The following is a 25,891-nucleotide window of genomic DNA, read 5'->3' as shown; positions in this document are numbered from 1 at the left end:
TTGCCGCGCGACTCAGGCGCCGCCGATCTTGGCGCGCATCTTCTCGCACATCTTGGTCATCTCGTCGTAGATGACCTGCGGTTGCTGGCGCTTGATCGCCCAGGCCATACGGCCCTGCTCGTGGGGCAGGATCATGAACTCGCCCTTGGCCACTTCGTCGTAGACATAGGCGGCGATGTCCGCGGCGCTGATCGGGCTGCCTTCCAGCAGCTTGCCGACCTGCTGCTTCATCTCCGGGGTCGGGCCACGGAACGAGTCCAGCAGGTTGGTCTGGAAGAACGACGGGCAGACCACGTGCACCGCCACGTCCTCGGGCTTGAGTTCGATCAGCAGGCTCTCCGAGAGCGCCACCACACCGGCCTTGGCCACGTTGTAGTTGCTCATCGCCGGGCCCTGCATCAGCGCCGCCATGGAGGCGATGTTGATGATCTTGCCCTTGCTGGCACGCAGCAGCGGCAGGAAGGCCTTGCAGCCCTTGATCACGCCCATCAGGTTGATCGACAGCTGCCAGTCCCAGTCTTCCAGGCTGAGGTCGGCGAAGAAGCCACCGGCCGCCACGCCGGCGTTGTTGACTAGCACGTCGAGGCCGCCGAAGCGCTCCTCGCAGGCCTGTGCCACGGCGGTCAGCTGGCTGTAATCGCGCACGTCGCAGCGCAGGGTGAAGCCATCGCCGCCGGCCTCGCGCACCAGCTTGAGGGTTTCCGCCAGGCCGGGTTCGTTGACGTCGCACAGCGCCAGGCGCCAGCCTTCACGGGCCCAACGCAGGGCGATCTCGCGTCCCAGACCGGAGCCAGCGCCGGTGATCATCATGCGGTTCTGCATACTGCTTTGCCTTTGTTCTGTGGTGAAGTTGGGCCGAGTGTAGCCAAGGCATCCCGCGCGGCGGCACTGAATCAGGCGGCTGAATGACGGGTCACAAACGTCCTCAGGGCGTCTGACCGTCCAAGCGCTGGGTCACCGCCAGGATCAGGCTGGCGGTGAGCTTGCTGCGCTCCACCGTGCCCATGAAGAAGCCCTCAGCATTGATCACCGGCAGGCTGTCGGTACGCAGCTGCTCCATGCGCTCCAGCGCCTCGCGCCGCGAAGTGCTGCTGGCCACCGCCGACTGCACGCCGACGAAGCCCGGCAGCTTGCTCAGCTCATCCCAGCTGGCCGCGTCGCTGCTGTTGAGCAGGCGCTCGAACTGCTGATAGCCAGCCTGATCGGCCACCCGCAGATAGCCAATCAGATTGGCCGCATTGAACATGCCGAACAGCTTGCCGTCCGGCCGGTTGACCACCACCACACGCAGGTAGGAACTGCCGGACAGCGACTCAAGGTAGGTCTTCAGTGCCTCGCCGTAGTAGCCGCCATGGCCCAGGCGCAGCTCCAGGGCCTCGATGCGCCTCTCGATCAGCACGCGCAGCTCGTTGATGCCGCCCTTGCCGGCCATCTGCACCACCTGCACGGCGTCCTGCACGGTCAGCTGCTTGGCCGGCGCCACCTGCTCCTTGATCTTGCCCTGGGCGGCATCGGCCAGCAGCTCGCTGAGGTCGGCTTTGACCCCGAACATGTCGATGCCCTTGAGCTTGCCGGTGGCCAGCGCCACCACCAGCAGCGGGATGACCAGGAACACCAGGTCGATGGTCTTGATCTCGTACTTGCCGGCGGAGAACACCCGCAGCAGCAACGAGCCGGCCACCAGCACCGCGCCGGCAATCAGCAGAAAGAGGATGGTTGAGGCTTGCATGGCGTGCGCTCCTTGCCGATCCGGGGTTCAACCCGCACCCGACACGCCTCCTCCGGCGTGCCACGGCAAGTGCAAAACGGGTACCACAGTTGTAAAGCTAGGCCTGCGGAACCCTTGCGTTAGAGCAGTTCGCGATAACCGCTCCGCTCAGCGCCGTAGCACGCGCCAGAGCAGCCACAGATAGACCGGCACGTTGATCGCCAGCACCACCGCGCCGAGCCACAGCTGGATCTGCGGCGTCAGCCCGGCCGGGTAGATCAGCGGGATCAGATAGTGTTCGACGAAGCCACCGTCATAACCGGCCTGCCCTGCCGCCTGGCGCAGCTGGTTCTCCAGCGGTGTCAGCGGGCAATACAGGTGCAGCAGTTCCACTGCCACGCCCCAGGCCGCTGCCGGCAGATGCAAGAACGCCAGGCGCGGCCAGCGCAGCACCAGCAGGCCGCCGCCGAGCACGAACAAGATGAACAACAGGTGCACCACCACGACCGCGTCGGCGGCCAATCGCAACAGCATTTCATTCTCTCCAACAGCCTGTTGCGCCCGCCTCGTGAAATATTCGGCGAGCAGACTCGGCGCCATTAAACAGCCGCCCAATCTTTATCGCCATATATCAATGAGTTAGCGCCAAAACGCGGAAGCTAAACATTCTTATTTATATTAATTTTTTTATATAATTCAACGACTTATATTTGACCGAAAGCAACTTCAGGCGCAAACTTCAAGCCTATCCAGCCGTATCCAACCATCACCACTCAGGGCGAGGCGCATCATGAAAGGCGACAAGAAGGTCATTCAGCATCTGAACAAGATCCTCGGCAATGAGTTGGTGGCGATCAACCAGTACTTCCTGCATGCACGCATGTACGAAGACTGGGGCCTGAAGAAACTCGGCGAGCACGAGTATCACGAGTCGATCGACGAGATGAAGCATGCGGACAAGCTGATCAAGCGCATCCTCTTCCTCGAAGGCCTGCCCAACCTGCAGGACCTGGGCAAGCTGATGATCGGCGAAAACACCAAGGAAATGCTGAGCTGCGACCTCAAACTGGAGCAATCCGCGGTACCCGACCTGAAAGCCGCCATCGCCTACTGCGAGAGCGTCGGCGACTACGGCACCCGCGAGCTGCTGGAAGACATCCTCGAATCCGAGGAAGAGCACATCGACTGGCTGGAAACCCAGCTGGGCCTGATCGACAAGGTCGGCCTGGAGAACTACCTGCAGTCGCAGATGGACGAATAAGCCCATCGCCAACAAAAAAGCCCCGCCAATACGGGGCTTTTTCGTTTCTGCCTTTAGGGCTTCGCATTTGCCGCCACGTAGGGTGGCTCGTCGGCCTGCATGATCTCGTCGATGATCTTCGCCGATAGCGCCTGCACCTGGCGTTCGGTCATGTTGGAGAAGAAGGTGCCCCAGCCGGACGAGGTGGTCCGGTAGGTACGGTTGCCCAGCAGCTCTCCCGACTGCAGATCGTAGAAGGCCACCTTGGCGTCGACCCAGGCGTTGCCGGTGGTCGGACCGAGAAAGCTGCGGCGAATCTGGCTCAGGTAGCGGAAGTTGGTCACGTCCACGCTAACCAGCACACCGGGAACGTCGATGGTCCGCCGCTCGGCCACATGGGTCATGCGGTAGAGCGAATGGAAGGCCTGGTCGTCGAGGTTCGAGTGCAGGGAATGGCGCAGGTCCTGCCAACTTTCGTTGCTCTCGGCCTGCTCACTGCCATTCAGGCTGACCAGCACATTGCGCCTGGCCGGCTTGTCGATGATCAGATCGCCCGAGGTGGCGCTGGTATCCACCTGAGCGGCACAACCGGTCAGCAGGGCAACGGCAAGCATCGTGATCGTGGCGCGCATGGCGGCTCCTTGTTTGATGGCGGGTGAGTTGTTCACAGGCAGTTCATATCCGAGCCACAGGCATCACCATCGGCCAGTGCCGGCGACTGCATGCGCACCATGGCTTCGGAGGTAATGACGATACCGCGCCGGCCGGCCTGGCAGATGTCCGCATAGTTGTCGACAGCAGCCCGCGAAGCCTCGCTGAAGCTGCCCTCGGTGCCGGAGCTGTTGAAGCTCGAGGCAGCGCTGAGCAGACGATCGACAATCGGCACCACCAGCTTCAGGCAGTACTGCACGCGAATCTTCAGCAGGTTGGCGTCCTGGATGCCGGTACCGGGGCGATACATCAGGTTGTCGTTGGGTATGGCGTAGTCCGATTCGTCTGCATCGAACTCGCCATAGGCGCTGAAGTCACCCAGATTGGGGCTGATACGGGTAACCAGCATGAAGTTGTCCACTTCGGCACCCGCCTCGATATTGGCCAGGTCCTTGCTCTCATCAGTGTTGTGGTGGACGAACATCGGCGTCATGCCGCGAATCAGGCCGCGGCGGATATCGTCGTACTTGGCACTGTTCACCGCCCCCAGACGTGCAGCCTGGAAGGTGGCGAAGTTGAGAGTGTTCTTCGCCGAATAGATGAAGGCCGCCTGGATGGTGCCGAAGATCAGCATGACCAGCACCGGCAGCACGATGACGTACTCCACCAAGGCCTGACCATGCTGATTGCGTGGGCTCATCTCAGGGCTCCTGGCGATCCAGCGGCTGGAGAGGCACGTCGAAGGCCTGCATCACCGCCTCGGCCTTCTGTGCCACTGGGGCGACGCGTGGATCGTCGCGGTTGATGTGCAGGTACATCTCCGCCACCGTGTGGCCGACCCCCTGCAGCTGCAGATAGATCAGGTTGTGCCAGGCCTTGGCATGCTTGGAGTCGCGCACCACCGCCTCGCGGTAGGCCTGCATGGCACCCTCCACATCCCCCTGCTTGGCCAGGCTGTTGCCCAGGCGATAGCGCACCTCGGCATCCTGAGGCAGCTCCTCGACCAGGGCGCGATAGCCGCGAGTGGAGCGGGCAAAATCGCCTTCGTTGTAGGCCGCGTTCGCCTCACGCTGCACTTCCAGCAGATCGCCACTCGGCATGCCGGCGCAGCCGGTCAGTGCCAACAACAAGCCGCAGATAATCAGGCCACGCATATGATCACATCCCCCTCACCAATCTTCAGCCTCGCCGCTTCGCCCGCGGCCAGTTCCACCACACTGCGCGCACCGCGACAGGCCGCTATGCGCCAGGGCCGAAGCTGCGAGCAGAGCTTGAGCACGCGCCCTTCGCCATCGAGAAACAACACATCGATGGCGTAGCCCATGAACCAGCAATGTACGGCATTGCAGGGCTTGAGCCAGATGCCCTGGCCGGGCAATGGCTGCGGTCGCCCGAGCAGGCCGCGGGCGCGGCGCAGCATGTCGAAGGCGGCCAGCAGATGCAGCTCGGCAATCGCCCCGCCCTCTCTCTGCACCTGTACCGCGCGATATCCCGCTTTCATCGTCATTGCGCCATGAACTTGACCGCGATCGGGAACAGCAGGATCACGAAGGTCAGAGGGAAGATGAACAGGATCAGCGGGATGATCAGCTTCACCGGCGCCTGCATGGCGGTCTTCTCCGCACGCTGGAAGCGCTCTTCGAGGCGCTGCTGGGCCTGGATCTGCAGGGTCGACTTGAGGCTGGAGCCCATCTTCTCGGCCTGCACCACTGCGCGGACGAAGGTGGCGATGTCCTTCAGGTTGACCCGCTGCTCCATGCGCGTGAGAGCCTCGGCACGCGGCAGGCCGGAACGGATATCACGCAGAACGATGCGGAACTCGTTCTTCATCGCGCCGTTGGGGCCCTTCTCCACCGCCTGCTGCAGGGCGCCGAGAAAGTTGAGGCCAGCGTCTACGCACATGGTCAGGTATTCGAGGAACACCGGCAGGTTGCGCACGATGTCGCGGTCGCGACGGTTGCGCGTGTCGTTGATCCATAGCTCGGGCAACACGGCGCCCAGGGCGAACATCAACAGCAGTACCGACCACATCACCCCGCTCTTGCCACTGACCATTGGCAGCAAGGCAATCAGCGGCAGCAGGATGGCCAGGGACACACAGAGACCGAAGTAGTCTTCCGGGGTCAGCACGTAGAGCGCCCCGGTGCGCTGCAGACGCTTGTCCAGCCAGTCGAGGAACTTGGGCGGCAGCATCGAGCCGATGAAATAGGAGACCAGACGCACCAGCGGCCAGATCGGTTTCATCAGCGGCGGCACCGGGTCCATGTAGGAGCGGTTTTCGTCCGGCAGGTAGCGGAACAGTGCCATGAACACCAGGATCGAGCAGGTGACCGCGACGCCGGTGCCGGCGCCGCTCAACAAGGCAAGTAGCTCGCTCATCAGGCGTCGATCCGGGTGATTTTCTTGATAAAGACGAAGCCGAGCACTTCCATCACCACCATCACCGCCAGCACCATCAGGCCCATGCGTGTGGTGTAGAGCTGACTCATGGCCTCCGGCTCGATGGCACTGAGAATGCCGGCGAGGAAGATCGGCAGCATGGCCATGAAGATGCCTTGAGCGCGGCCCTGGGAAGTCAGGCTATCGATCTTGCCCTCCATGACCTTCTTGCGCCGCAGCATGGTGGCCATGCCGTTGATGGTCTCCACCAGGTTGCCGCCCACTTCACGGCTGATGCGCACGGCCGAGCTGGCCATGATGAAGGACGGCAGCGGGATGCGTTCCTCCATCTTCACCAGGGCGTCCTCCAGGGTCACACCCAGACGCAGCTTCTTCACCAGCAGGCCGAACTCCTGGTTGAGAGGTGCCGGAGACTGTTGCACCACGTTCTCCAGCGCCATGTTCAGGCTGGCGCCGGACTGCAGGCTGCTGGACAGCAGCATGAAGGCATCCGGCAGTTGCTCCTCGAACTTCATCAGGCGCTTGCGCTTGAGCATGCGGAAGAACATGCCCGGGACGAACAGCGTGAGAATCGCGCCGGCAACGGTGATCACGAGGATGTCGAACAGCACGTGCAGAAACAGCGGCACGAACGCCAGCAGCATCAGGTTGAAGATGAACAGCTGCTGGCCACTGGCGAAGATGAACATGTCGGCCAGCTCCACCTCGGCGCTGGCGCTGAACTGGCGACGGTAGAAGCCCATGTTGGCCAGGATCACCCGGCCGAAGATCAGCGCCAGGCAGAAGACGCAGAGGGCGATCGCCGCCACGCTGAGGATCAGCATCAGCCCGCCCATGTCAGACCTCCTGATCGCTCTTGAAGATGCTCATGTCCACCGGGATGCCGCGGCTGCGCAGCTCCTCGTAGAACTCCGGCACCTGCCCGGTGGCCAGGTAACGCCCCTTGACCCGGCCGTTCTGGTCGAAGCCCTGCTGGCGGAAGCGGAAGATCTCGTTGAGCAGAATGGTGCCCTGCTCCATGCCGGTGATCTCGGTAATGCTGGTGATGCGCCGTGAGCCGTCGCCGAAGCGGGTCTGCTGCACGATGATGTGCACCGCCGAGGCGATCTGCTCGCGAATCGCCTGCACCGGCAGATCCATCCCCGCCATCAGCACCATCACCTCCAGGCGGCGCAACATGTCGCGCGGTGAGTTGGCGTGGCCTGTGGTCAGCGAGCCGTCGTGGCCGGTGTTCATCGCCTGCAGCATGTCCAGCGCCTCGCCGCCCCGGCACTCGCCGACCACGATGCGGTCCGGGCGCATCCGCAGGCAGTTGCGCACCAGATCGCGGATGGCCACCTGGCCCTTGCCCTCCATGTTCGCCGGACGCGACTCCAGCGACACCACGTGGGGCTGCACCAGCTTCAACTCGGCGGCGTCTTCCACGGTCACCACCCGCTCCTCCGGCGGGATGAAGTTGGACAGGATATTCAGCAACGTGGTCTTGCCCGAACCGGTACCGCCGGACACCACCACATTGAGGCGCTGCTCAACCGCCGTGCGCAGGAAAGTCACCATGGGCTCGTTGATCGAGCCATAGCGGATCAGGTCGTCGGTAGTGAGCTTGTGCTGGGAGAACTTACGGATGGTCAGGCAGGGACCCTTGAGCGCCAGCGGCGGGATGATGGCGTTGACCCGCGAGCCGTCCTTGAGGCGCGCATCCACCATCGGCGAGCTTTCATCGATGCGGCGGCCGAGCGGTGAGATGATCCGCTCGATGGTCGCCATCACGGTGGCGTCGGAGCTGAAGTTGATGCTGGAGCGCTCCAGTCGACCGGAGCGCTCGACGTAGATGTCGTCATGCCGGTTGACCATGATCTCGGTGATGCTCTCGTCGGCCAGCAAGTCCTCCAACGGGCCGAGACCGACCGCCTCGTCCAGCACTATCTTGTGCAGCACGGCGCAGTCGATGCACTTGGGCAGGCGCGCGCGGATCTGCTCCATGATCTCGTCGACCAGTTCGGCCAGCTTGGCCCGTACCTCGTCGTGGGCCATGGTCTCCAGGTCCATGCGGCGCAGGTCCATGGCACGGAACAGCTCGCCATGGATGTACTTGGACCATTCCATATAAGCGGCCTGGTCGTGGGTAACCACTCCGGCGGCCTCTTCCTCGTTGAACGGCAGATCGGTGTCGCTGGGTGGCATGTCCTCGGTCTCGACCACCAGCGGGCGCACCCGCACCAAGTAACCGCCGATGCCGATCTGATCGTTCTCGCTGAGCGGGCCGTAGCGGCCCACCAGCTTGCCGTTGACCTCCAGCTCGTAACCACGACTGAGATCCTCGACAAACAGTCCGGCCAGGGAACGCTCAATGCGTGCATGCACCGGCGCCACCCGCCAGCCACGCAGACGCAGGATGCAGGTACGCGCCTTGCCCAGCTCGCATTGGCTGGCGGCACAGGTGACCTTGTCGACCGGCTGGCCGTTGCGGTAGCTGACTTCTAACTCGAACATCCGTCGCTCCTCAGTCCAGCAGACCTTTCTTCACCGTTTTCTCGAAGTCGCCGAGCATACGCTCGGCACGGTCCAGTTCACGCTGGTTGGCCGTGGCGGTGGCACCGGTCATCAGCTCCGGCGTGATGAAAATCACCAGCTCGGTCTGGCCGCCCTTGAAGCTCTTGTTGCGGAAGAAGGGGCCGAGCACCGGGATGTCCTGCAGCCACTTGATGCCCTCGTAGGTCTGCTGGGTGTCCTTGTTGACCAGGCCTGACAGCACCAGGGTCTCGCCGATCCTGAGTTGTACTTCGTTGTCGGTGCGGCGGGTCTTGAACGCCGGGTAGTCACCCACCTGGTTGGCCTTGTCCAGCTGGCTGATCTCGGCCATCACCTTGGCCGCGACCCGGTCGCTGCCGTAGATCTGCGGCGAGATGTTGAGGATGATGCCGAACTCCTTGTACTCCACCGAGGGGCCGTTGATGCTGCTGGTCACCACCGGCACCTCACCGCCGACGGTCAGCTCGGCCACACCGCCACTACGCGCGGACAGACGTGGCGAGGCCAGCGTCAGGGCCGAGCCATTCTTCTCCAGGAAGTTGATGCGCGAGGTGATCTCGGTAGCGATGCCCCAGTAGCCGTTGGTACCGGTATTGCCGACCGCCTCGTTGAGGTCGTCGAAGGTGCCAGAGTCGCTGGGGAACTGGCCGCGGAAGTAGCGGTTGCTGCGCTGATCGGAGGAGAACACGAAGCTCGGGCCATTGATGCTGGTGCTCCAGTTGATGCCCAGCTCCTCGACGTCGTCCTTGGCGAACTCGGTGATGCGCACGTCGAAATAAATCATCGGCGCGACGAACTGCGACATCGGCTGGGCCAGCACCAGCATATCCGGATAGCGCTCCTGCAGTAGCTTGATGCGATCCATATCGATCTGGTTGAGGTCGCCGTCCACCACGATCTGCCGGCCAACGGTCTTGATCGAAATGCCCGGAATCTGCCCGAGCATCGCGCGCACCTCCTCCAGCATCAGACCGGAGTCGGACTTGGTGGCCGCGCCGTTCTGCTCCTCGGCCAGCACCAGCACGTTGTCGTAGAACTTCACCGCATCCTTGACCCGCTGCAGGTCCTGGCTGTGCAAGCGCCCTTCCATCACCACCTGACGGCCGACGGTGCGAATCTTCAGGCCAGGAATATCGCCAAGCAGGGCGCGCAGTTCGCCAACCTGGCGATAGCCGTTGGCCTTAACCACCACCACGCCCATCTGCTCACGATGGCCGTCGGTGAACCAGGCCTGCACCGTGGTCTCACCCTCGGTCTCGGCAGTAAGAACCATCTCCTGGTTCTTCAAGAGGGTTGCACTGACCAGTTCCACGTTACCGACCGCCAGGCGCTCGATGCCCGGCGCCTCGATCACCCGTACATCACCTTTGTACAGCGTCAGCTGCGCCGGCAGGCTTTCTGCCGAGGCCAGCGGCACGGCCAGCATCCCCATGAACAGCAAAAGAAATCGTACTTTCATCGTTATTGTCTCGAGGCCCTAGCGTCTTTCTTGTTCATCGAGCGGCACTCTCGGTACCGCTTCATCTTGCGATCTATTCCAGGCGCAGGTTCTGCACCGGGATGACGCCGTTCTTGCCGGTCCCCCCCGGAATGAACTGCACCATGCGGCTGGTCTGCTGGATGGAGCTCTCCCCTTCCCCATCGACGACGGCCAGCGCCGTGTCGGCCTGGGCCTGGCCCTCAACCGCCGCATTCACGCCCGAGGCGACCACGTTGCCATTGGCATCCACCACCTTGCCGTCCACCAGCTTGCCAACCACCTTGCCACTGGCGTCGTAGACGGTGTCGCCCTTGACCGTGCCGATGGCCTTGCCGGAAGCATCGCGGGCGACGCGCACCGCATCCTGCTGGATCTCGACATCGACGCTATCGGCCAGAACCTGGCCGTCCTTGCCGACCACCTTGCCATCCACCAGCTTGCCGACCTCGCGGCCCTGCTCGTCCAGCACCCGGTCGCCAACCACGGTGCCGAGCACCTTGCCGGAGGCGTCGCGAGCCACGCGCACGCCGTCGTCCTTGGGTCGGCCCTGCTCGTCGAGCATGACCCTGTCGACCTGACCCAGGGCCTTGCCGTTGGCACCTACCGCCTTGCCATTCTTGATCTGGCCGACCACCTTGCCATTGGAATCGACCACCTTGCCGTCGATGACCCGGCCGATGATCTTGCCGTTGGCATCGCGCACTACCTCGCCCATCTGCCCGACCACCTTGCCCTGGGCATCGACCACGGCGGTGCTGACCTGACCGAGGACTTTGCCTTCCAGGCCGACCGGCTTGCCGTCCTTGACCACACCTATGACCTGGCCATTGGCGTCGACCACCTTGCCGTCGACCACCCGACCGATCACCTTGCCGGTGGCGTCGCGCACCACCTGCTGCTCGCTGCCGCGCTTCTGCGGCGCGGCCTGGGCAGTCGACTTGCTCATATCGATCGCTCGGCCTTGGGCATCCAGCGCCACGTTGCGCTCGACCCTACCCAGGCTCTCGCCCTTGAGGCCGACCGCCTGACCATTCTTTACCACGCCGATGACCTTGCCCCCGGCATCCAGCACCTTGCCATCGACGATGCGGCCGACCACGTTGCCGTCGGCGTCGCGCACCACGTCGGCACGCTCGCGCATGCGCAGCAGCGGATCATTGGCGGCCACGTCTTTGACCACCGAGCCGAGCGCCTTGCCATCGAAGGCAACCGCCTTGCCATCGACCATCTTGCCGACGATGCGACCCTGGGCATCCACCACGTTGTCGCCGACGATGCGGCCGACCAGCTTGCCTCTGGCGTCGAGCACCACGTCGGCCTTCTCGGCAGGCGGCGGCTCCAGCAGATTGGCGACGGTGATCTGGCCCAGCTTGGCGAAGCTGGTGTCCTTGGGGTGGCGCAGCACGGCGACCAGGTCGCCGCTACGCTCGGCCAGCTCGACACGCGCCACCTGTTGCGGGGTGAGCATCAGGCTGACGGTGGAGAAGTTCATGTTGAAGCCGTCGGCCGAGTTCTGGTCGTAGAAGGTTTCGTACTTGCGGCCGCTGGCATCCTCGCGGCCGGCGGCGACTACCACCACGTTTTCCAGTACGGTCATGATCACGTCGTCGGCCAGGTTCGGCTGCTCCTGCAGGCCGATGTCGGTGGCGGCGAAGCTGCCCAGCAGGTCGACGTGGTCACCCGGGCGCAGCAGGCCATCGAAGGAATTGACCTTGCTGATCTTGACCGTCTTGGCGCGTTTGCCCAGCTCCACATTCTCGGAGAAGCGCGTCACCGAGCTGCCTTCAACTGCGCTCCAGGTGATCGGTTTGCCCTTCTGCAGCGGCGCTTCCACCATGCGCCCATCGAGCTTCTTCCAGTCCTGAGCCAGAACGGCGCCGGACGGCACGAACTGCGCAGGCACCTCCAGGACGGCAACCTTTTCCTTGCTGATCACTTCGGCCTTGCCGATATCCTGGCGCGGCACGATCAGCGCCACCTTGCGCTCCACTGGCGGCCTGTAGGCCTCACGGTACTGGGCCTCCTTGCTCTTCAGGTACATCCACGCCGCACCACCCGCGAGTACCCCGCAGATCACGGCGATGATCAACAACTTGCTCCCCGAAACCGGTTGCATGCCCTATCCCCTAGCGAATCAAAACTCTTGTTATGTCGGCCCGCGCCAGCACGGGCCTGTATTCTTTCGGCGGCTCTAGTAAGGCCCGCTCAGTGTCCAGTCGCTGGCACCCTCGGTGAGCAGCCAGCGGCCTCCGCAGCTGCCGCCCATATCGGCGCTGTCGATGTAACCCAGGTTGTTGGTTGGCGACTCCACCACGGCGTTCTGCGTAGTGGTCACCTGATTGCCCGAGCCGTCGTCCTCGGTCTTGGTGAAGTTGTACTGGCCGTTGAGCTCGCTATTCACCCAGTCCAGCGCGCGCACTATGCAGCGCGAATAGCCGTCCCAAGAGGCGATAGTGGCGGCCTGGCTTAGCAGCATCTCCACCAGCTCGCCATCCGCCACTTTCTGCGTGGCATAGGTCTCGCCCGAGACCTGTACCTTGCTCAGTGAGTAGATGTAGCCATCAACCTCATAACCGAACAGATTGGCGTTGCCGCTTGCGTCCTTCACCATGACCTGCCGCGTTGCAACCGCCTGGGCACCATCAGGCACCTTGGTCAGCTCACCCTTGAGCGGATCGTAGAACTTGCCATCGACCTCATAGCCGAACCCCCTCACCTGGCCACCAATCACAATCGCCTTGAGCGCCACCTCGTTGCCGTCCTGGTCGACGAATACGCTGCCGATGCTGACGCCGGTGACCTCCTTGCCGTCAATCTTGACGATCTGCTTGCCGGTTTCGGGATCGAAGCTGTATTCGCCCACTTCCTTGCCACTGAGGTCGTAGATAGTGTTGCCGCTAACCGTTCCTATCACATTGCCCTGGTCGTCGTAGACGTAGCTGACCTTGTTCAACGCCTCGGTGGGGACCTTGTTGGGATCATCCTTGCCGCCGTCACCGGGGATGCTGTCGTCGTCCTCGACCTCACCTTCGTCCTCCGGCGGCGCGGCTACCTCGACATCGCCGTAGTCCTGAACATCGGCGACGGCGGCCGAATAGCCCTCATAGTTGTTGTGCAAGGCATCGATCAGGGTTGGCACACAACCACTGGCGCTGCCGGCCACGGTGCAGGGCGTCAGGGTCAGGGCGGCGATAATGCTGCCGCCGATGCCGAGTGCCACCAGGTACTCGGCCATGGATTGTCCACGCTGCCCGCGCATCAGCGATCCATCCTGTTGAGCAAAATCTGCGTCTGCTCGCCGGCGGTGCGCAGGAACACCACCGAGAGCTGTTCGCGGCCCTTGCTGTAGATCAGCGTGGCGTTGTTCTGGCTGGCCTGGCGACGGTTCAGCTGCCAGCCACTGCGCACCATCTCGGCCTCGTACCAGCGGGTGGCTGCGTCCATTGCATCGGGATAGAGCAACATCACCAACTGGCCTTCGCGATGACTGTCCTGGTTCTGCATGTCGGTCACCACCACCGCATCGGGCGGCATCGGCACGCCGCCACCCAAGGGGCGCTGGGCCAGCTCCTCGTCCGGCGGGTTGACCAGCATCAGGCGGCCCTGGGTCTGGCCCTGCGCGGTACGCAGCTGGACCATCATCATGCAGTCTTCGTTGATATGCAGTATCTGCTGCCAGGCGCCGAACTCTGTGAAATCCACCTCGCCTTCCCACTGTTTGCCATAGAAGCCACGCACCGTCTCCAGCGGTGCATCGGTGCGGAAACCCTTGACGCTCATCGGCAGGTTGTTCCACTGCATGGCCTCGGCCACCGAGGCCAGCTGCATGCTGTCCAGGGTCGGGAAGTCGTCGAAATCGCAGTCGGCACGCGTCGCCGACGACAGCAGGGCGAGCAACAAAGCTAGGGGCAGTCGCTTGATCATCGTCATTCGTCGAAATAGCAGAAACCGAAATCACACTTGGTCTCGGCCTCGGGAATGGGGTCGGTGCCGATATAGCCGAAATCCACATCGCGGAAGCTGGGCTCGAATACACCGATGAAACTGATCATTGCGTTGACCAGCGCGTTGTCCATAAGGGTGCCGATGGCAAAATCGTCGGCACGCGACCTGAAGTGGTGTTCACCCTGGGCGTTCCAGCCATCGGCCAGGATGGCGCTACTAGCGGTGATGTTCAGACTGGCCGGCAGGGCGCTGGACTCCAGCCCGGTATTGGCCAGATTGACGCTGGCGCTGACCTCGGGCGTGAAGTAGTTATCCTGGGGATGGGCGATCTGGAGGAAATTGCCATCGGCGCCTCCGCCCACTCCGATCATGGTCAGCGGCTCGGTCAGCAGATCCATGCCCTCGTTGTAGACATCCAGCACCTCGTAGGCGACCGAGGGCGTTTTCTCCGGGTTCAGGTTTCCCCCGGCCAGCCCACCGCCATTGAGCATCTGCCCGCCGCTGCTCCAGCGCCACAGCGCATGCTGGGTACCAGCAGGGACGCCCGACACATCGCCGGCGCTCAGTGCCTCGGGTGTAGCTGCGAAGGTCAGCAGGCGCTTCTGAGCGCTGCCGTCGACGGCGCTGTCGCTGCGCACGGCAATATCGTTGCCCGGCTCGGTGGTCTCGCTCGGCTGGTCGCCGTTGTCGTACCAGACAGTGCGCTCCCAGGCCATGTAGCGGGCCATCTGCTGAGTCTGGAAGCTCATGTCGAGCAGCTTGGCCAGCATGGGTACCACCAAGAACAGGATCAGCAGCACGCCGCTGGTCATGACCACGAACTCGGTCATGGCCTGGCCCGAGCACCTGGACCTACGGGACATATTTTTCCAGCTCCCCCATCAGCGAATCCTTGGCGGCGCCGGTGACTTCATCGAGCACCTCGTCGACCACTTCCTCGGCAAGCGCCTTGACTGGCGGCTGGACATTTTTCAACAACTGCTCTTTGGCCGGCTCAGTCAGGCTTTCCATAGCCTTGTCGATAACCCATTCGGCCACGCCCATGATGCCGCCAGAAAGATTCAGCTCTTCCATCAGAGCGAAGGGATCGATCTCGCCGCTGGCGATCATCATGGTGATGGCGCTGGGCTCGCGCAGGCGTGCGTCCCAGAAGGGGCTGAATTGGCTGGCCACCTCCCCCTCGCGCGGACTGGCGAAATAGGTCTCGGCCGAGGACACGGTCATCAGCGCGTTGGGCTCCTGCCACAGGGCGGTCGCGTAGGCGGTGCTCAGGGTGCCGTCCACCGGCCCCTGGGTATCGAGTTGGAAGCGATACAGCTGGTTGCCGGAAGAGCCATTGAGGTCAAGGCCATCGGGGCTGTCGGTGGTGGGCACGTCGCTGAGTTTCTTGGCCACCGCGATACTGAATTCGTGGCTGGTTCCGGACTCGGCGAAGGAGTCGTTGAGCGAGAAGAAGGAAGGCGGGCCGGCGTACTCGGTCTTCACGTCGGCAGGAATAGTGCCGTAGATGTTGCGCACCTGCCCCCAGAACCAGCTCACCGCATGCACCATGTGAAAGCTGTCGCCGTACATGCCCGGCGCCAGCCCGGTCGAGTCCATGCCGGGGAAGCCCCATTGCGGCGCTGATCGCATGGCGTCGGCCTGCTCCGCCACCAACTGTTCGGTCGCCCCGCTGATGGGCATGCCAAAGCCCAGGGGGATATGGCCGTCGATCAGGGTGAAGCACTTGGTGCCGACCACCGGGAACCACAGGCACAATTCGATGACCAGGTCGACGTCCAGCTGGAAGCCCAGCGAGGTGTAGTCGATGGAGGTCCAGCCATAACGCTCGATACCGTCGCCGGTGGAGCTGGTGCGCAACGGGTTGTAGCGATAGGCGGTGCCGCCATCGTTGAACGAGCCCATCTCCAGGGTCAGACTGAAGCTGATCTTCAGCGGCCCCAGCGGCAGGGTGATCTCCGGCATGCTGATCGGCGGCGGCCCCAGGGTGTAGTGGCGCTGGTCCAGCCAGTCGTTGCGGTTGTCGTTGATGATGGCGGCGAACTGGCGGTAGGCCTCCTTGGCATCGTCGTTGGCCGGAGGGTCCTGGGTGGCACCGGGCTTCTTCTTGTAGCGCTCGGGGTTGGTGTCCACCAGCATGGTCTCGGGGCCGTTGAGGCCACCGAGGAAGGAGCCAACCACCTCGTCGGTGGTCGAGGGCTCCGGTTCGGCCCCTCCTGCACCACCGCCGGCTGCACCGCCACCTCCGCTGCTCATGGCACTGCTGGCCTGGCTATAGAGGTTCTCGTAGCTGAAGCTGTCACCGAAATAGGTGAGCGCCGCGTTCTGGGTCAGGAAGTAATAGCCCAGCAATGGGATGTACAGGTCGTCGTCGGGGTCGGCTGCATTGTTCTTACTCTCATGCGCCTCCACCACGTCAATCATGCCTTCGATCTGCGACTCGACCGTGGCCATGGCGAAGGCCTTCTGGAACATGGACAGGGCCATGTTGAAGTAGGACACCGTGGTGGGGTAGAAGCCGATCAACGGAGCAGACACCGCATCGACACCGGTGCCTATGGCGAAGTAAGGGAGATACACCAGATTGAGCATGTCGGCCAAGGTCGGCCTGGGTGCCGGCGGCACTATGGGAATCTGGTAGGCCGGGAAGGAGTTGATCCAGCTCGGCACTGTCTTGTAGCGCTTGGCCCAGGAGCGCATCGCCACCATCTGCCCGATGGACAGCTCGTTGGCGATCATGGCGCGATTGGTGTAGGCGATGAAATTCTGGTTACGGGCGAACAGCTTGGCCTGGGTATAGACCGCCGCATCGGCGGCATTTTCCAGCTGCACACGGTCGCGGGTGAGGATGCCATGGTTGTACACCAGCAGCATCGCCACCACGGCCACACCCAAAAAGAGCAGGCCGAAGACGATGGCCTGCCCTCGTTGGGCAGCGCGACTGACCACCTGAGCCTCGCGAACGGGCTAGACGCTAATCAGTCTTCAGCTTGCTGGAAGTTGCCGAGATCATAATCCTGGGAAGCTTCGGTGCCGGCAGCGGTGCCGGAGGCGGCGCCCTGGTTGGTAGCGGCCTGCCCCCCAAGCTCCGCCGCCATATCACCGACCTGACCGCGAACGGTATCGCCGAACAGGTTGTAAACAACGATGGCGGCAATCGCGATCAGCGCCACGATGATGATGTACTCGGTCATGCCCTGGCCCAGCTGGCGAGCGCGCGCTTTGATATTCATGAGAGAGATACTCCTAGTTTCTTATGGTGATGGCATTTTTATGGCAGATGGCCAATACACTACCAAAGTTGTAGGAAATCGTCTCGGAAAACCTCAGAAAAACGCTTGACTTTGACCGAATGATCAGATTTTAGATTTAAGAAAAAGCCTGGAATACCCGCCCTTGAGCGACTCAAACCTGAATCAGATGAGAAGCGACCGCAACAGCATCTTTCCCTCTGCCCACTCACCCAAGCCACTGTCGCCATTGATATGGCCGCAGGCACCGACGTTGTGCCAGCGGCTGCCCCAGCGCGTGGCGGCGCCATGGGCGTGCTCCAGGCTGCTGTAGGGATCGTCGCTGCTGGCCACCACCAGGCTCGGGAAGGCCAGTGGCAGGTCGGGTACCGGCACGAAGCCCTGGATGTTCAGCTCCTTGGCTGGCCCTTCCGGGTCGGGCGGGGCGACCAGCATGGCGGCGCGGATGCGCTGGCGGGTCTGCGCGGCCCAGTGGGCGACCAGGCCGCAACCCAGGCTGTGGGCGACCAGCACGGTCTGCGGTCCGCTGGCTGCCACGGCTTGTTCCAGGGTCTCGACCCATTCCGAACAGACCGGATTCCACCAGTCGCGCTGCTCGACCCGGCGAAAGCGCGGGTCCTGTTGCTGCCACAGGCTCTGCCAATGCTCAGGGCCGGAATCGCCGTAGCCGGGGATGATCAGAAAGGTCATATCCATCGCGTTGACTGCCTTGTCGAAAGCCTGCGCACACCATGCCGCAAGCACGGCGCAGGCTCAAGCGCGGGGCTCAGCCGGCGCGGGACTGGAAGTAGAACACGCGCCAGAGCCCTTCCCCGTCGCGGCGCAGCTCGACCGTCATCAGGCAGGGACTCTTCTCGAAACGCAGTTTGACGCTGGGCATTTCCACCTCGTGGCCCGCCAGCCAGCGGCGCAGGCGATTGCCGTTGGACTGGGGCGGATGCGGCTGACCGACCAGGGGCAAGTACTCGGCCGAACACAGCTGGCGAGCGGCAAAGGGCTGGAACTCCGCCAGGTCACGCCCTACCAAACTTTGCCTCTTGAGCGTCAACTCGTAGGCCTGCTCCAGCCGTCCCTCCTGCAGTAGGGTGAGGAACTCGCGGGCCACGCCAGCCGCCGTCGAATGGGCATAAGGCGCCTTCAGCCAGGCATAGCCACCCGCCCCCGCCACCAGCAGCCCGATCAATCCGAGCAGCACCGCCGTACGCCGTTTCATAGATCCACCCCGTCCACGTCACGAACAGCCGGCCGAGCTGACGCAGCAGCCATAGCAGCAGGTTCACCGGCAATTCGACCAGCAGCTCCAGCGCATCGAACCAGGGGCTGTCCGCCTGCCGATTGCGCGGCCACAGCCAGTAGGCCAACAGGAAGCACAACACCATGCCGAGCAGGCAGGGCCACAGAGGCCCGCCCGACAGGCCATGCACCAGGCAGGCGATGCCGGCGAGAAACACCAGCGTCACCAGGAGCGCCCGCAGCGTCTCCATCAGCCGATCACTCGCGAATGACGAACAGCTTGACCACGAACCACTCGGCGCCCTTGTACAGGTAACCCAGCGGCCCGTAGATGGTGGCCGGCTTCGGCGGCACCTGCTGCTCCAGCGACACGCGGATGGTGGACATCTGGATCTGATCCTTGAGGATGCGCATGCGCGCCTCCATCGAGTCGATCTCGGACTGGATGCGATTGAGCTCCGCCTCGATCAACAGGATGTCCTTGACGTCCTTGGCCTTGGCCAGCAGGTCACGGAAGCGGTCGCGCAGGGCCAGGTTGTTCTTCAGGCGGGTCTCCACGTCGACGTACTGTTCGGTGACGTCCTCGCCCTTGACGTGGCGACGCTGCACGGTGCCGCTGCGCTCGACGTCGCCCAGCGCCTCATTGAAGGCGTCCTTGGGCACGCGGTAGACGAAGCTCTGGCTCTGGCTGCCATAGTCGCTCTTCTCCTCCACATAGCCGCCGAGGGCGATCATGCGCGCGCTCAGCTGCTCGGCGGACTTGGCGAGGTCGGCCACCTCCACGGAAAAGTCGGCGGTCCATACCAGCAGGCGGCCGCTGGTCTTGCCCTGTGTGGGCGCATAACCGGCATTCACCGGCTCGGCACCTGCGCCGCCGACATCGCCGCCCTTTGAGGAGCAGCCCATCAGCAGGCTCAGGCAGACAGTCAGGGCAATGGCGCCCCAACGGCAGAAAAACGTGTTCATCCTTGAGAGTCCTCGGTTCATCCATGCGAATGGGCGGCGATCATACAGTCGCCCATAAAAAAGGGCAGCCCGAAGGCTGCCCAGTCACACGGAGATATTGCTCAGTGAGCCGAGGCACCGCTGGCGCCGAGGCCGGTCTGCGAGCGCACGAACTGCGGGTAGAAGCGTGCACGCTCCTCGTCTGCAGCGCTGGACTTGTCGGTGATGGAGAAGAACCAGATACCGATGAAGGCCACGGCGATGGAGAACAGCGCCGGATACTCATAGGGGTAGATCGGCGCGGCATTGCCGAGGATCTGCACCCAGATGGTCGGGCCGAGGATCATCAGGCCCACCGCGGTGATCAGGCCCAGCCAGCCGCCGATCATGGCGCCACGGGTGGTCAGCTTCTTCCAGTACATGGAGAGGATCAGCACCGGGAAGTTGCAGCTCGCCGCGATGGAGAAGGCCAGGCCGACCATGAAGGCGATGTTCTGCTTCTCGAAGGCGATGCCCAGGCCGATGGCCAGCACACCGAGGATCACGGTGGTGATCTTCGACACGCGCAGCTCATCCTTCTCGTTGGCCTTGCCCTTCTTGATCACGCTGGCATACAGGTCGTGGGACACCGCCGAGGCGCCTGACAGGGTCAGGCCGGCAACCACGGCGAGGATGGTGGCGAAGGCCACGGCCGAGATGAAGCCGAGGAACAGGCTGCCACCCACGGCATTGGCCAGGTGCACCGCCGCCATGTTGTTGCCGCCGATCAGCAGGCCGGAGGCGTCCTTGAAGTCCGGGTTGGTGCCGACCAGCAGGATCGCGCCGAAGCCGATGATGAAGGTCAGGATGTAGAAGTAGCCGATGAAGCCGGTGGCATAAAATACCGATTTGCGGGCTTCCTTGGCGTCCGAGACGGTGAAGAAGCGCATCAGGATGTGCGGCAGGCCGGCGGTACCGAACATCAGCGCCAGGCCCAGGGAGATCGCCGAGATCGGATCTTTCACCAGGCCGCCGGGGCTCATGATCGCCTCGCCTTTCGGGTGAGCCTTGACTGCCTCACTGAACAGGGTGCCGAAGTCGAAGCCGACATGCTTCATCACCATCAGCGCCATGAACGAGGCGCCGGAAAGCAGCAGCACGGCCTTGATGATCTGTACCCAGGTGGTGGCCAGCATGCCGCCGAACAGCACGTAGCAGACCATCAGGATGCCGACCAGGACCACTGCGACGTGGTAGTCGAGGCCGAACAGCAGCTCGATCAGCTTGCCGGCGCCAACCATCTGCGCGATCAGGTAGAAGGCTACCACCACCAGCGAACCGCAGGCGGACAGGGTGCGGATTTCCTTCTGCTTGAGGCGGAACGAGGCGACGTCGGCGAAGGTGTACTTGCCCAGGTTGCGCAGGCGTTCTGCGATCAGGAAGAGGATGATCGGCCAGCCGACCAGGAAGCCGATCGAGTAGATCAGGCCGTCGTAGCCGGAGGCGAATACCAGGGCGGAAATACCCAGGAAGGAGGCCGCCGACATGTAGTCACCGGCGATCGCCAGGCCGTTCTGGAAGCCGGTGATGCCGCCACCGGCGGTGTAGAAGTCGGCCGCCGATTTGCTGCGCTTGGAGGCCCAGTAGGTGATGTAGAGAGTGAAGCCTACGAAGGCGACGAACATGACGATGGCCGCCATGTTCAGCGGCTGACGCTGCACCTCGCCTTCGAGGGCGCCGGCGGCCCACAGGGCCGGAGCGGCGGCCATCAGGCCGATGGCGGTGAGGAGACGCGCGATCATTTCTGCACCTCGTCCAGGATTTCCTGGGTCATGCGGTCGAATTCGCCGTTGGCGCGCTTGACGTAGATGCCGGTCAGCACGAAGGCCGAGAGGATCAGGCCGACACCCAGGGGAATGCCCAGGGTCATCGGCGAGTCATCGCTGATGCGCGTGCCGAGCAGTTGCGGATCGAAGGCGATCAGCAGGATGAAGGCCACATACAGGCCGAGCATGATGGCGGAGAGAATCCAGGCGAAGCGGTCGCGGGTGGCGACCAGCTCCTGGAAGCGCGGACTCTGCTCGATCCGCTTGTAGACGCTGTCGTTCATTGTTGTTGTCCTCCACAGCACGAGTTACTGGTGAGGCCACTCTGCGAGCGACTGGCGAGGCGAGACAGACGACCTTAGTCGTAACCGCCCTGCGCTTTCGACCAAAGTCTTAGCGCCATCGGCGACGGCCTTGGAATTTGGTACGAGCGTCTATACTCACCAACTCCCGAGCCTGTAGTCCCCTCCTTGCACCCTGTCCGCTGAGGTCGCCTGCTATGGATTGGCTAGGTCTGCGCTTTCTCACCACTCAGCCCGACGGGGCACAGATTCTGCTCGACTGCAGCCACGCCCCGGAGCTGGTGGTGCTGGCCTATGTGCTCGCCTGCGTCGCCGGTTACGCCACCCTCAGTTTCGCCGAACGCGCCGGCCATGCCGACCGCGCCGAGGCGCGGCGCAACTGGTGCGCGGTCGGCGCCCTGAGCCTGGGTGGTGGCGTGTGGGGGATGCACTTCGTCGCCATGCTCGCCTTCCAGGCACCGGTGGCGGTGCGCTACGACCTGCCGACCACGGTGTTCTCCCTGATGATCGTGATCCTCGCCGCCCTGCTGGCCATGCCGGGCCTAGCCAAGGACCGACCGACCCTGCGCCAGCGCTTGCAGGCGGCGCTGTGCATCGGCTTCGGCATCGGCCTGATGCACTACAGCGGCATGGCCGCCATGCGCTCGGAGGCGCAACTGTATTACCGACCGGGACTGTTCGCCCTGTCCCTGGTGATCGCCGTGGTCGCCAGCCTGGCGGCCCTGCAGCTGTCGCTGTTCTTCCGCGGCCGCGAAGGCTTCCTGCATCAGTTGCTGCGCATCATCGCCAGCCTGGTGATGGGCGGCGCCATCGTCTCCATGCACTTCACCGGTATGTGGGCGCTGGAGATGGTGGTGCCGCTGGGCACGCCGCTGCAGCTGCAGAGCCCGGCCAATGCCCTGCAACTGGGCCTGAGCATCGCCCTGATCGCCCTCCTCGCCATCGGCGGCGGCCTCGGCGCGGCCTGGGCCGACCGCAAGCTGCAGCGCAAGGAACACGACCTGCTACGGGTCAACTCGCTGCTCAGCCAGCTCAACCAGGCCCGCGCCTCGCTGCAACAGGCCGCCCACTACGACCCGCTGACCAACCTGCTCAACCGCCGCTCGTTCAACGAGGTGTTCGCCGAGAAGCTGCGCAGCCATGCCCAGCAGGGCCAGGCGCTGGCGCTGATGTTCCTCGACATCGACCACTTCAAGCGGATCAACGACAGCCTCGGCCACGACGCCGGCGACCAGCTGCTCAAGGAAGTGGCCGAGCGCATCCGCCATACCCTGCGCGACCCGGACGTGGTGGCGCGCTTCGGTGGCGACGAGTTCTGCATCTTGGTCAGCCTCAGCCGCATCGAGGAGGCCCGCGCCCTGGCGCGGCGGATCATGACGCGGATGAAGAAGCCGATCACCCTGGCGCGCCGGCATATGGTGATGACCACCAGCGTCGGCATCGCCATCTACCCGCGCGACGGCGAGACCTGCGAGGAACTGCTCAAGCACGCCGACCTGGCCCTCTACCAATCCAAGGGCAGCGGGCGCAATGCCGTGCACTTCTTCAGCGAGCATCTGCGCAACAAGGCGAGCATGGAGCTGGAACTGGAAGAGGAACTGCGCCAGGCCCTGAAGAAGGACCGCGGCCTGCTGCTGCATTACCAGCCGATCCTCGACCTCGGCAGCGGCCGGATCGGCAAGCTGGAGGCCCTGGTGCGCTGGCAGCATCCGCGCCTGGGCCTGCTCAGCCCCGACCGTTTCATCGGCATCGCCGAGGCCAACGGTTTTATCGGCGAGCTGGATGCCTGGGTGCTGCGCCGCGCCTGCCAGGATCTGCGCCAGCTCACCGCCAGGCATGCGCACCCGGACCTGCGCGTGGCGGTGAACTGCTCGGCGCTGAACCTGAGCCACGACGACCTGCCGGACGAAGTGGCGCGCGCCCTGAAAGCCTCAGGCCTGCGCGCCCAGCGCCTGGAACTGGAGGTGACCGAGAACGCGCTGATGAGCAACGTCAACCAGGCTCTCACCCTGCTGCAGCGTATCCGCGACCTGGGCGTGGGCATCTCCATCGACGACTTCGGCACCGGCTACTCGTCGCTGGCCTACCTCAAGCGCCTGCCGCTGGACACCCTGAAGGTCGACCGCTCGTTCATGCTCGAACTGCCCGGCGCCAACGCCGACCGGCAGATCGTCCAGGCCATCGTCGGCATGGCGCATACGTTGAATCTGCAGGTGGTCGCCGAGGGCGTAGAGAATGCCGAGCAGTTGGCCTTCCTGCGCCAGCTGGGCTGCGACTATATTCAGGGCTATCTGCTCAGCAAGCCGCTGCCGCTGGAGTCGCTGGCGCAGTTCCTCACCGACTTCGAGGCCGGCCAAGCGGGCGCCGAAGTCCTACCGGTCGAAGATCGCGTAGAGAAAATCGATTTCCTGAAATCGATATAGCCTGACTATCACAATCATGGCCAAGGTCGATTTCCCCGGATCGGCAGCCACCGCTAAGGTTCACCTCAACGAAGAACAATTCTCATTCATCGAGGTGCGCCATGCTCAAGACAGTGACCTTCACCCTCATGCACTTCTGCATCGCCTTCAGTGTGACCTACGCGCTGACCGGCAGCGTCGCGGTGGGCGGTCTGGTCGCGGCGGTGGAACCGCTGTGCAACTCGGTGGGCTTCTACTTCCACGAAAAGATCTGGCAGCGCTTCGAGAAGCCGGGCCAGTCGCGCGATGAGATTCCCAAGCACGCCTGGTTGCATCATCACGCCTGACACCGCATTGCGCCCGAACTGTCCGCGGGTGCCCGGCTTCCGCTAAGATGCGCGGCTTTGCCACCTCGCAGCAGCAGCCGACATGACCTCAAGCCCGCGCGCCCCTTTCCTGCCTTACCTGTTCGCCCTTCTGCTCGCCCTCGCAGCGCTGGGCGCCGTCTGGTATGGCGTCGGTCGGCCCGTGGAACTGGGCGACGTGGCCACGCCCACGCACAAGCTGCAGTGCGCCTCCTACACGCCGTTCGGCAAGGACCAGTCGCCCTTCGACCAGCCGCTGCAGATCCGCCGCGAGCAGGTGGAAATCGACTTCGCCCAGCTGGCCACCCGCTTCGAGTGCGTGCGCACCTACTCGCAGATCGGCCTGGAGGCGCTGCCGGAACTGGCCCGCAAGCATGGTCTGAAGCTGCTGGCCGGTGCCTGGGTGAGCAGCAACCCGGTGGATACCGAACTGGAGATCAAGGCGCTGATCGCCAATGCCAAGGCCAACCCGGACGTGATCCAGGCCGTGATCGTCGGCAACGAGGCCCTGCTGCGCAAGGAAGTCACCGGCGGCCAGTTGGTCAAGCTGATCGAGCGGGTCAAGGCCGAGGTCGAGCAGCCGGTGACCTACGCCGATGTCTGGGAATTCTGGCTGCAGTACCCGGAAGTGGCGCCGGCGGTGGACTTCATCACCATCCACCTGCTGCCCTACTGGGAAGACGATCCCACCGGCATCGACGCCGCACTCAACCAGGTCGCCAACGTGCGCCGCACCTTCGGTAACGCCTACGCGCCCAAGGACATCCTGATCGGCGAGACGGGCTGGCCCAGCGAGGGCCGCCAGCGCGAGACGGCGCTGCCGAGCAGGGTCAACGAGGCGCTGTTCATCCGCGGCTTCGTCAAGATGGCCGAGGAGAACGACTGGCACTACAACCTGATCGAAGCCTTCGACCAGCCGTGGAAACGCGACAGCGAAGGCGCCGTCGGCGGCTACTGGGGCCTGTTCGACGCCGACCGCCAGGACAAGGGCATCCTCGCCGGCCCGGTGTCCAACCTGCCGCACTGGCCGCTGTGGCTGGGCGCCAGCGGCCTGCTGCTGCTCGCCACACTGATCCTCGCCGGCCGCCCGGCCTCGACCCGCGCCGCCCTGCTGCTGCCACTCACCGCCGCCTTCGGTTCCGCCTGCGCCCTGGGCTGGAGCGAACTGGCGCTGATCACCAGCCGCTACTGGAGTGAATGGCTGTGGGCCGCCGCCCTGCTCGGCCTCAATCTGCTGGTGCTGGCCCATGCCGTGCTGGCCCTGTCGGCCCGTGGCGGCTGGCGCGAACGCGCCTTCGCCTGGCTGGAAGCCCGTGGTGGTTGGTGGCTGGCCGCGGCCGGTTTCGCCGGTGCGGTGCTGATGCTCGGCCTGGTGTTCGATTCGCGCTACCGCAGTTTCCCCAGCCTGGCCCTGCTGCTGCCAGCGCTGGTCTACCTGTGCCGCCCGGTACGCGCGCCACGCCGCGAGATCGCCCTGCTGACCATCATCGTCGGCGCCGGCATCGCCCCGCAGCTGTATCAGGAAGGGCTGCACAACCTGCAGGCCATCGGCTGGGCGCTCACCTGTGCCCTGCTGGTCGGCGCCCTGTGGCGCAGCATGCGCCTGTCGCGCGGCTGAAGGACAGGGCAAGG

26 protein-coding genes are annotated in these 25,891 nt (G+C 63.8%); 4 read left to right on the top strand and 22 right to left on the bottom strand.

Features of this window, described 5'->3' with window-relative positions; genetic code table 11:
- Positions 1-12 precede the first annotated feature (12 nt).
- The 3 genes from FFS62_RS03820 to FFS62_RS03810 form a co-directional block, all read right to left on the bottom strand.
- The gene (locus tag FFS62_RS03820; protein WP_137971475.1) at positions 13-822 is read right to left on the bottom strand and encodes an SDR family oxidoreductase; all 810 of its coding nucleotides are present in this window, start codon (positions 820-822) and stop codon (positions 13-15) included.
- A 103-nt stretch (positions 823-925) separates the two neighbouring features.
- Positions 926-1,729, bottom strand: coding sequence for a CBS domain-containing protein (locus FFS62_RS03815; RefSeq protein WP_137971474.1), 804 nt, complete (start codon positions 1,727-1,729; stop codon positions 926-928).
- Between the two features lie 147 nt (positions 1,730-1,876).
- Entirely contained in the window at positions 1,877-2,242 is a 366-nt protein-coding gene (locus FFS62_RS03810) for a DUF2784 domain-containing protein (protein WP_137971473.1), read from the bottom strand.
- Between the two features lie 256 nt (positions 2,243-2,498).
- Here FFS62_RS03810 and bfr point away from each other — a divergent pair, with 256 nt between their 5' ends.
- Entirely contained in the window at positions 2,499-2,969 is a 471-nt protein-coding gene (gene bfr / locus FFS62_RS03805; protein ID WP_137971472.1) for a bacterioferritin, read from the top strand.
- A gap of 53 nt (positions 2,970-3,022) precedes the next feature.
- On the opposite strand, the gene FFS62_RS03800 is transcribed toward bfr, so the two are convergent.
- From FFS62_RS03800 to FFS62_RS03710, 19 genes are all read right to left on the bottom strand, one after another.
- Positions 3,023-3,580: a DUF4410 domain-containing protein gene (locus FFS62_RS03800; RefSeq protein WP_137971471.1), complete on the bottom strand. Its 558-nt coding sequence runs from the start codon at positions 3,578-3,580 to the stop codon at positions 3,023-3,025.
- Between the two features lie 32 nt (positions 3,581-3,612).
- Positions 3,613-4,299 (bottom strand): TadE family protein, encoded by a 687-nt coding sequence (locus tag FFS62_RS03795; protein WP_137971470.1) that lies wholly within the window; start codon positions 4,297-4,299, stop codon positions 3,613-3,615.
- A gap of 1 nt (position 4,300) precedes the next feature.
- On the bottom strand, positions 4,301-4,753 hold the full coding sequence (locus tag FFS62_RS03790) for a tetratricopeptide repeat protein (protein WP_137971469.1): 453 nt from the start codon (positions 4,751-4,753) through the stop codon (positions 4,301-4,303).
- A complete protein-coding gene (locus tag FFS62_RS03785) occupies positions 4,741-5,106 on the bottom strand; it encodes a DUF192 domain-containing protein (protein WP_218569268.1) in 366 nt (121 codons plus the stop codon). The genes FFS62_RS03790 and FFS62_RS03785 overlap by 13 nt, the downstream gene beginning before the upstream one ends.
- Positions 5,103-5,978 (bottom strand): type II secretion system F family protein, encoded by an 876-nt coding sequence (locus FFS62_RS03780; protein ID WP_137971468.1) that lies wholly within the window; start codon positions 5,976-5,978, stop codon positions 5,103-5,105. Before FFS62_RS03780 ends, FFS62_RS03785 begins: the two co-directional genes overlap by 4 nt.
- Positions 5,978-6,835, bottom strand: coding sequence for a type II secretion system F family protein (locus FFS62_RS03775; protein ID WP_137971467.1), 858 nt, complete (start codon positions 6,833-6,835; stop codon positions 5,978-5,980). The genes FFS62_RS03780 and FFS62_RS03775 overlap by 1 nt, the downstream gene beginning before the upstream one ends.
- A gap of 1 nt (position 6,836) precedes the next feature.
- Positions 6,837-8,492, bottom strand: coding sequence for an ATPase, T2SS/T4P/T4SS family (locus tag FFS62_RS03770; protein ID WP_137971466.1), 1,656 nt, complete (start codon positions 8,490-8,492; stop codon positions 6,837-6,839).
- A gap of 10 nt (positions 8,493-8,502) precedes the next feature.
- Positions 8,503-9,990: a type II and III secretion system protein family protein gene (locus tag FFS62_RS03765; RefSeq protein ID WP_137971465.1), complete on the bottom strand. Its 1,488-nt coding sequence runs from the start codon at positions 9,988-9,990 to the stop codon at positions 8,503-8,505.
- 73 nt (positions 9,991-10,063) lie between these two features.
- Positions 10,064-12,103, bottom strand: a complete 2,040-nt coding sequence (cpaB, locus tag FFS62_RS03760; protein WP_171016259.1) for a Flp pilus assembly protein CpaB — start codon at positions 12,101-12,103, stop codon at positions 10,064-10,066.
- A gap of 99 nt (positions 12,104-12,202) precedes the next feature.
- Positions 12,203-13,270: a hypothetical protein gene (locus FFS62_RS03755; RefSeq protein WP_137971463.1), complete on the bottom strand. Its 1,068-nt coding sequence runs from the start codon at positions 13,268-13,270 to the stop codon at positions 12,203-12,205.
- Positions 13,270-13,935 carry a hypothetical protein gene (locus FFS62_RS03750; protein ID WP_137971462.1) on the bottom strand — a complete coding sequence of 222 codons (666 nt, stop codon included), beginning with the start codon at positions 13,933-13,935 and terminating at the stop codon, positions 13,270-13,272. Before FFS62_RS03750 ends, FFS62_RS03755 begins: the two co-directional genes overlap by 1 nt.
- 2 nt (positions 13,936-13,937) lie before the next feature.
- Complete coding sequence (locus FFS62_RS03745) at positions 13,938-14,786, bottom strand: hypothetical protein (RefSeq protein WP_137971461.1); 849 nt, start codon at positions 14,784-14,786, stop codon at positions 13,938-13,940.
- Positions 14,787-14,808: 22 nt separating this feature from the next.
- Positions 14,809-16,905, bottom strand: a complete 2,097-nt coding sequence (locus tag FFS62_RS03740; protein ID WP_137971460.1) for a Tad domain-containing protein — start codon at positions 16,903-16,905, stop codon at positions 14,809-14,811.
- A 29-nt stretch (positions 16,906-16,934) separates the two neighbouring features.
- Positions 16,935-17,189: a pilus assembly protein gene (locus FFS62_RS03735; protein WP_137971459.1), complete on the bottom strand. Its 255-nt coding sequence runs from the start codon at positions 17,187-17,189 to the stop codon at positions 16,935-16,937.
- A 183-nt stretch (positions 17,190-17,372) separates the two neighbouring features.
- Positions 17,373-17,897, bottom strand: a complete 525-nt coding sequence (locus tag FFS62_RS03730; protein ID WP_137971458.1) for an alpha/beta hydrolase — start codon at positions 17,895-17,897, stop codon at positions 17,373-17,375.
- A 76-nt stretch (positions 17,898-17,973) separates the two neighbouring features.
- Positions 17,974-18,420 carry a hypothetical protein gene (locus FFS62_RS03725; protein WP_137971457.1) on the bottom strand — a complete coding sequence of 149 codons (447 nt, stop codon included), beginning with the start codon at positions 18,418-18,420 and terminating at the stop codon, positions 17,974-17,976.
- A gap of 278 nt (positions 18,421-18,698) precedes the next feature.
- Positions 18,699-19,406, bottom strand: coding sequence for a DUF4349 domain-containing protein (locus FFS62_RS03720; RefSeq protein WP_171016258.1), 708 nt, complete (start codon positions 19,404-19,406; stop codon positions 18,699-18,701).
- Between the two features lie 101 nt (positions 19,407-19,507).
- A complete protein-coding gene (locus tag FFS62_RS03715; RefSeq protein WP_137971455.1) occupies positions 19,508-21,166 on the bottom strand; it encodes a cation acetate symporter in 1,659 nt (552 codons plus the stop codon).
- A complete protein-coding gene (locus tag FFS62_RS03710; RefSeq protein ID WP_137971454.1) occupies positions 21,163-21,474 on the bottom strand; it encodes a DUF485 domain-containing protein in 312 nt (103 codons plus the stop codon). The genes FFS62_RS03715 and FFS62_RS03710 overlap by 4 nt, the downstream gene beginning before the upstream one ends.
- 215 nt (positions 21,475-21,689) lie before the next feature.
- Here FFS62_RS03710 and FFS62_RS03705 point away from each other — a divergent pair, with 215 nt between their 5' ends.
- The 3 genes from FFS62_RS03705 to FFS62_RS03695 all read left to right on the top strand — a co-directional run bounded on the left by FFS62_RS03705 (position 21,690) and on the right by FFS62_RS03695 (position 25,877).
- Positions 21,690-23,915 carry a bifunctional diguanylate cyclase/phosphodiesterase gene (locus FFS62_RS03705; protein WP_137971453.1) on the top strand — a complete coding sequence of 742 codons (2,226 nt, stop codon included), beginning with the start codon at positions 21,690-21,692 and terminating at the stop codon, positions 23,913-23,915.
- 101 nt (positions 23,916-24,016) lie between these two features.
- Positions 24,017-24,241, top strand: a complete 225-nt coding sequence (locus tag FFS62_RS03700; protein WP_137971452.1) for a DUF2061 domain-containing protein — start codon at positions 24,017-24,019, stop codon at positions 24,239-24,241.
- Positions 24,242-24,323: 82 nt separating this feature from the next.
- Entirely contained in the window at positions 24,324-25,877 is a 1,554-nt protein-coding gene (locus FFS62_RS03695; protein ID WP_137971451.1) for a beta (1-6) glucans synthase, read from the top strand.
- Positions 25,878-25,891 lie beyond the last annotated feature (14 nt).

Origin of the sequence: Pseudomonas sp. F(2018) (assembly GCF_005508865.1) — a bacterium.
Lineage (GTDB): Bacteria > Pseudomonadota > Gammaproteobacteria > Pseudomonadales > Pseudomonadaceae > Aquipseudomonas.
This window is presented reverse-complemented; position numbering and strand designations above follow the sequence as displayed.

Excerpts from the sequence above, each read along its gene's own strand:
- FFS62_RS03820 (WP_137971475.1), bottom strand. The coding sequence starts at position 822 with ATGCAGAACCGCATGATGATCACCGGCGCTGGCTCCGGTCTGGGACGC.
- FFS62_RS03815 (WP_137971474.1), bottom strand. The coding sequence starts at position 1,729 with ATGCAAGCCTCAACCATCCTCTTTCTGCTGATTGCCGGCGCGGTGCTG.
- FFS62_RS03810 (WP_137971473.1), bottom strand. The coding sequence starts at position 2,242 with ATGCTGTTGCGATTGGCCGCCGACGCGGTCGTGGTGGTGCACCTGTTG.
- bfr (WP_137971472.1), top strand. The coding sequence starts at position 2,499 with ATGAAAGGCGACAAGAAGGTCATTCAGCATCTGAACAAGATCCTCGGC.
- FFS62_RS03800 (WP_137971471.1), bottom strand. The coding sequence starts at position 3,580 with ATGCGCGCCACGATCACGATGCTTGCCGTTGCCCTGCTGACCGGTTGT.
- FFS62_RS03795 (WP_137971470.1), bottom strand. The coding sequence starts at position 4,299 with ATGAGCCCACGCAATCAGCATGGTCAGGCCTTGGTGGAGTACGTCATC.
- FFS62_RS03790 (WP_137971469.1), bottom strand. The coding sequence starts at position 4,753 with ATGCGTGGCCTGATTATCTGCGGCTTGTTGTTGGCACTGACCGGCTGC.
- FFS62_RS03785 (WP_218569268.1), bottom strand. The coding sequence starts at position 5,106 with ATGACGATGAAAGCGGGATATCGCGCGGTACAGGTGCAGAGAGAGGGC.
- FFS62_RS03780 (WP_137971468.1), bottom strand. The coding sequence starts at position 5,978 with ATGAGCGAGCTACTTGCCTTGTTGAGCGGCGCCGGCACCGGCGTCGCG.
- FFS62_RS03775 (WP_137971467.1), bottom strand. The coding sequence starts at position 6,835 with ATGGGCGGGCTGATGCTGATCCTCAGCGTGGCGGCGATCGCCCTCTGC.
- FFS62_RS03770 (WP_137971466.1), bottom strand. The coding sequence starts at position 8,492 with ATGTTCGAGTTAGAAGTCAGCTACCGCAACGGCCAGCCGGTCGACAAG.
- FFS62_RS03765 (WP_137971465.1), bottom strand. The coding sequence starts at position 9,990 with ATGAAAGTACGATTTCTTTTGCTGTTCATGGGGATGCTGGCCGTGCCG.
- FFS62_RS03755 (WP_137971463.1), bottom strand. The coding sequence starts at position 13,270 with ATGCGCGGGCAGCGTGGACAATCCATGGCCGAGTACCTGGTGGCACTC.
- FFS62_RS03750 (WP_137971462.1), bottom strand. The coding sequence starts at position 13,935 with ATGATCAAGCGACTGCCCCTAGCTTTGTTGCTCGCCCTGCTGTCGTCG.
- FFS62_RS03745 (WP_137971461.1), bottom strand. The coding sequence starts at position 14,786 with ATGACCGAGTTCGTGGTCATGACCAGCGGCGTGCTGCTGATCCTGTTC.
- FFS62_RS03735 (WP_137971459.1), bottom strand. The coding sequence starts at position 17,189 with ATGAATATCAAAGCGCGCGCTCGCCAGCTGGGCCAGGGCATGACCGAG.
- FFS62_RS03730 (WP_137971458.1), bottom strand. The coding sequence starts at position 17,897 with ATGACCTTTCTGATCATCCCCGGCTACGGCGATTCCGGCCCTGAGCAT.
- FFS62_RS03725 (WP_137971457.1), bottom strand. The coding sequence starts at position 18,420 with ATGAAACGGCGTACGGCGGTGCTGCTCGGATTGATCGGGCTGCTGGTG.
- FFS62_RS03720 (WP_171016258.1), bottom strand. The coding sequence starts at position 19,406 with ATGAACACGTTTTTCTGCCGTTGGGGCGCCATTGCCCTGACTGTCTGC.
- FFS62_RS03715 (WP_137971455.1), bottom strand. The coding sequence starts at position 21,166 with ATGATCGCGCGTCTCCTCACCGCCATCGGCCTGATGGCCGCCGCTCCG.
- FFS62_RS03710 (WP_137971454.1), bottom strand. The coding sequence starts at position 21,474 with ATGAACGACAGCGTCTACAAGCGGATCGAGCAGAGTCCGCGCTTCCAG.
- FFS62_RS03705 (WP_137971453.1), top strand. The coding sequence starts at position 21,690 with ATGGATTGGCTAGGTCTGCGCTTTCTCACCACTCAGCCCGACGGGGCA.
- FFS62_RS03700 (WP_137971452.1), top strand. The coding sequence starts at position 24,017 with ATGCTCAAGACAGTGACCTTCACCCTCATGCACTTCTGCATCGCCTTC.
- FFS62_RS03695 (WP_137971451.1), top strand. The coding sequence starts at position 24,324 with ATGACCTCAAGCCCGCGCGCCCCTTTCCTGCCTTACCTGTTCGCCCTT.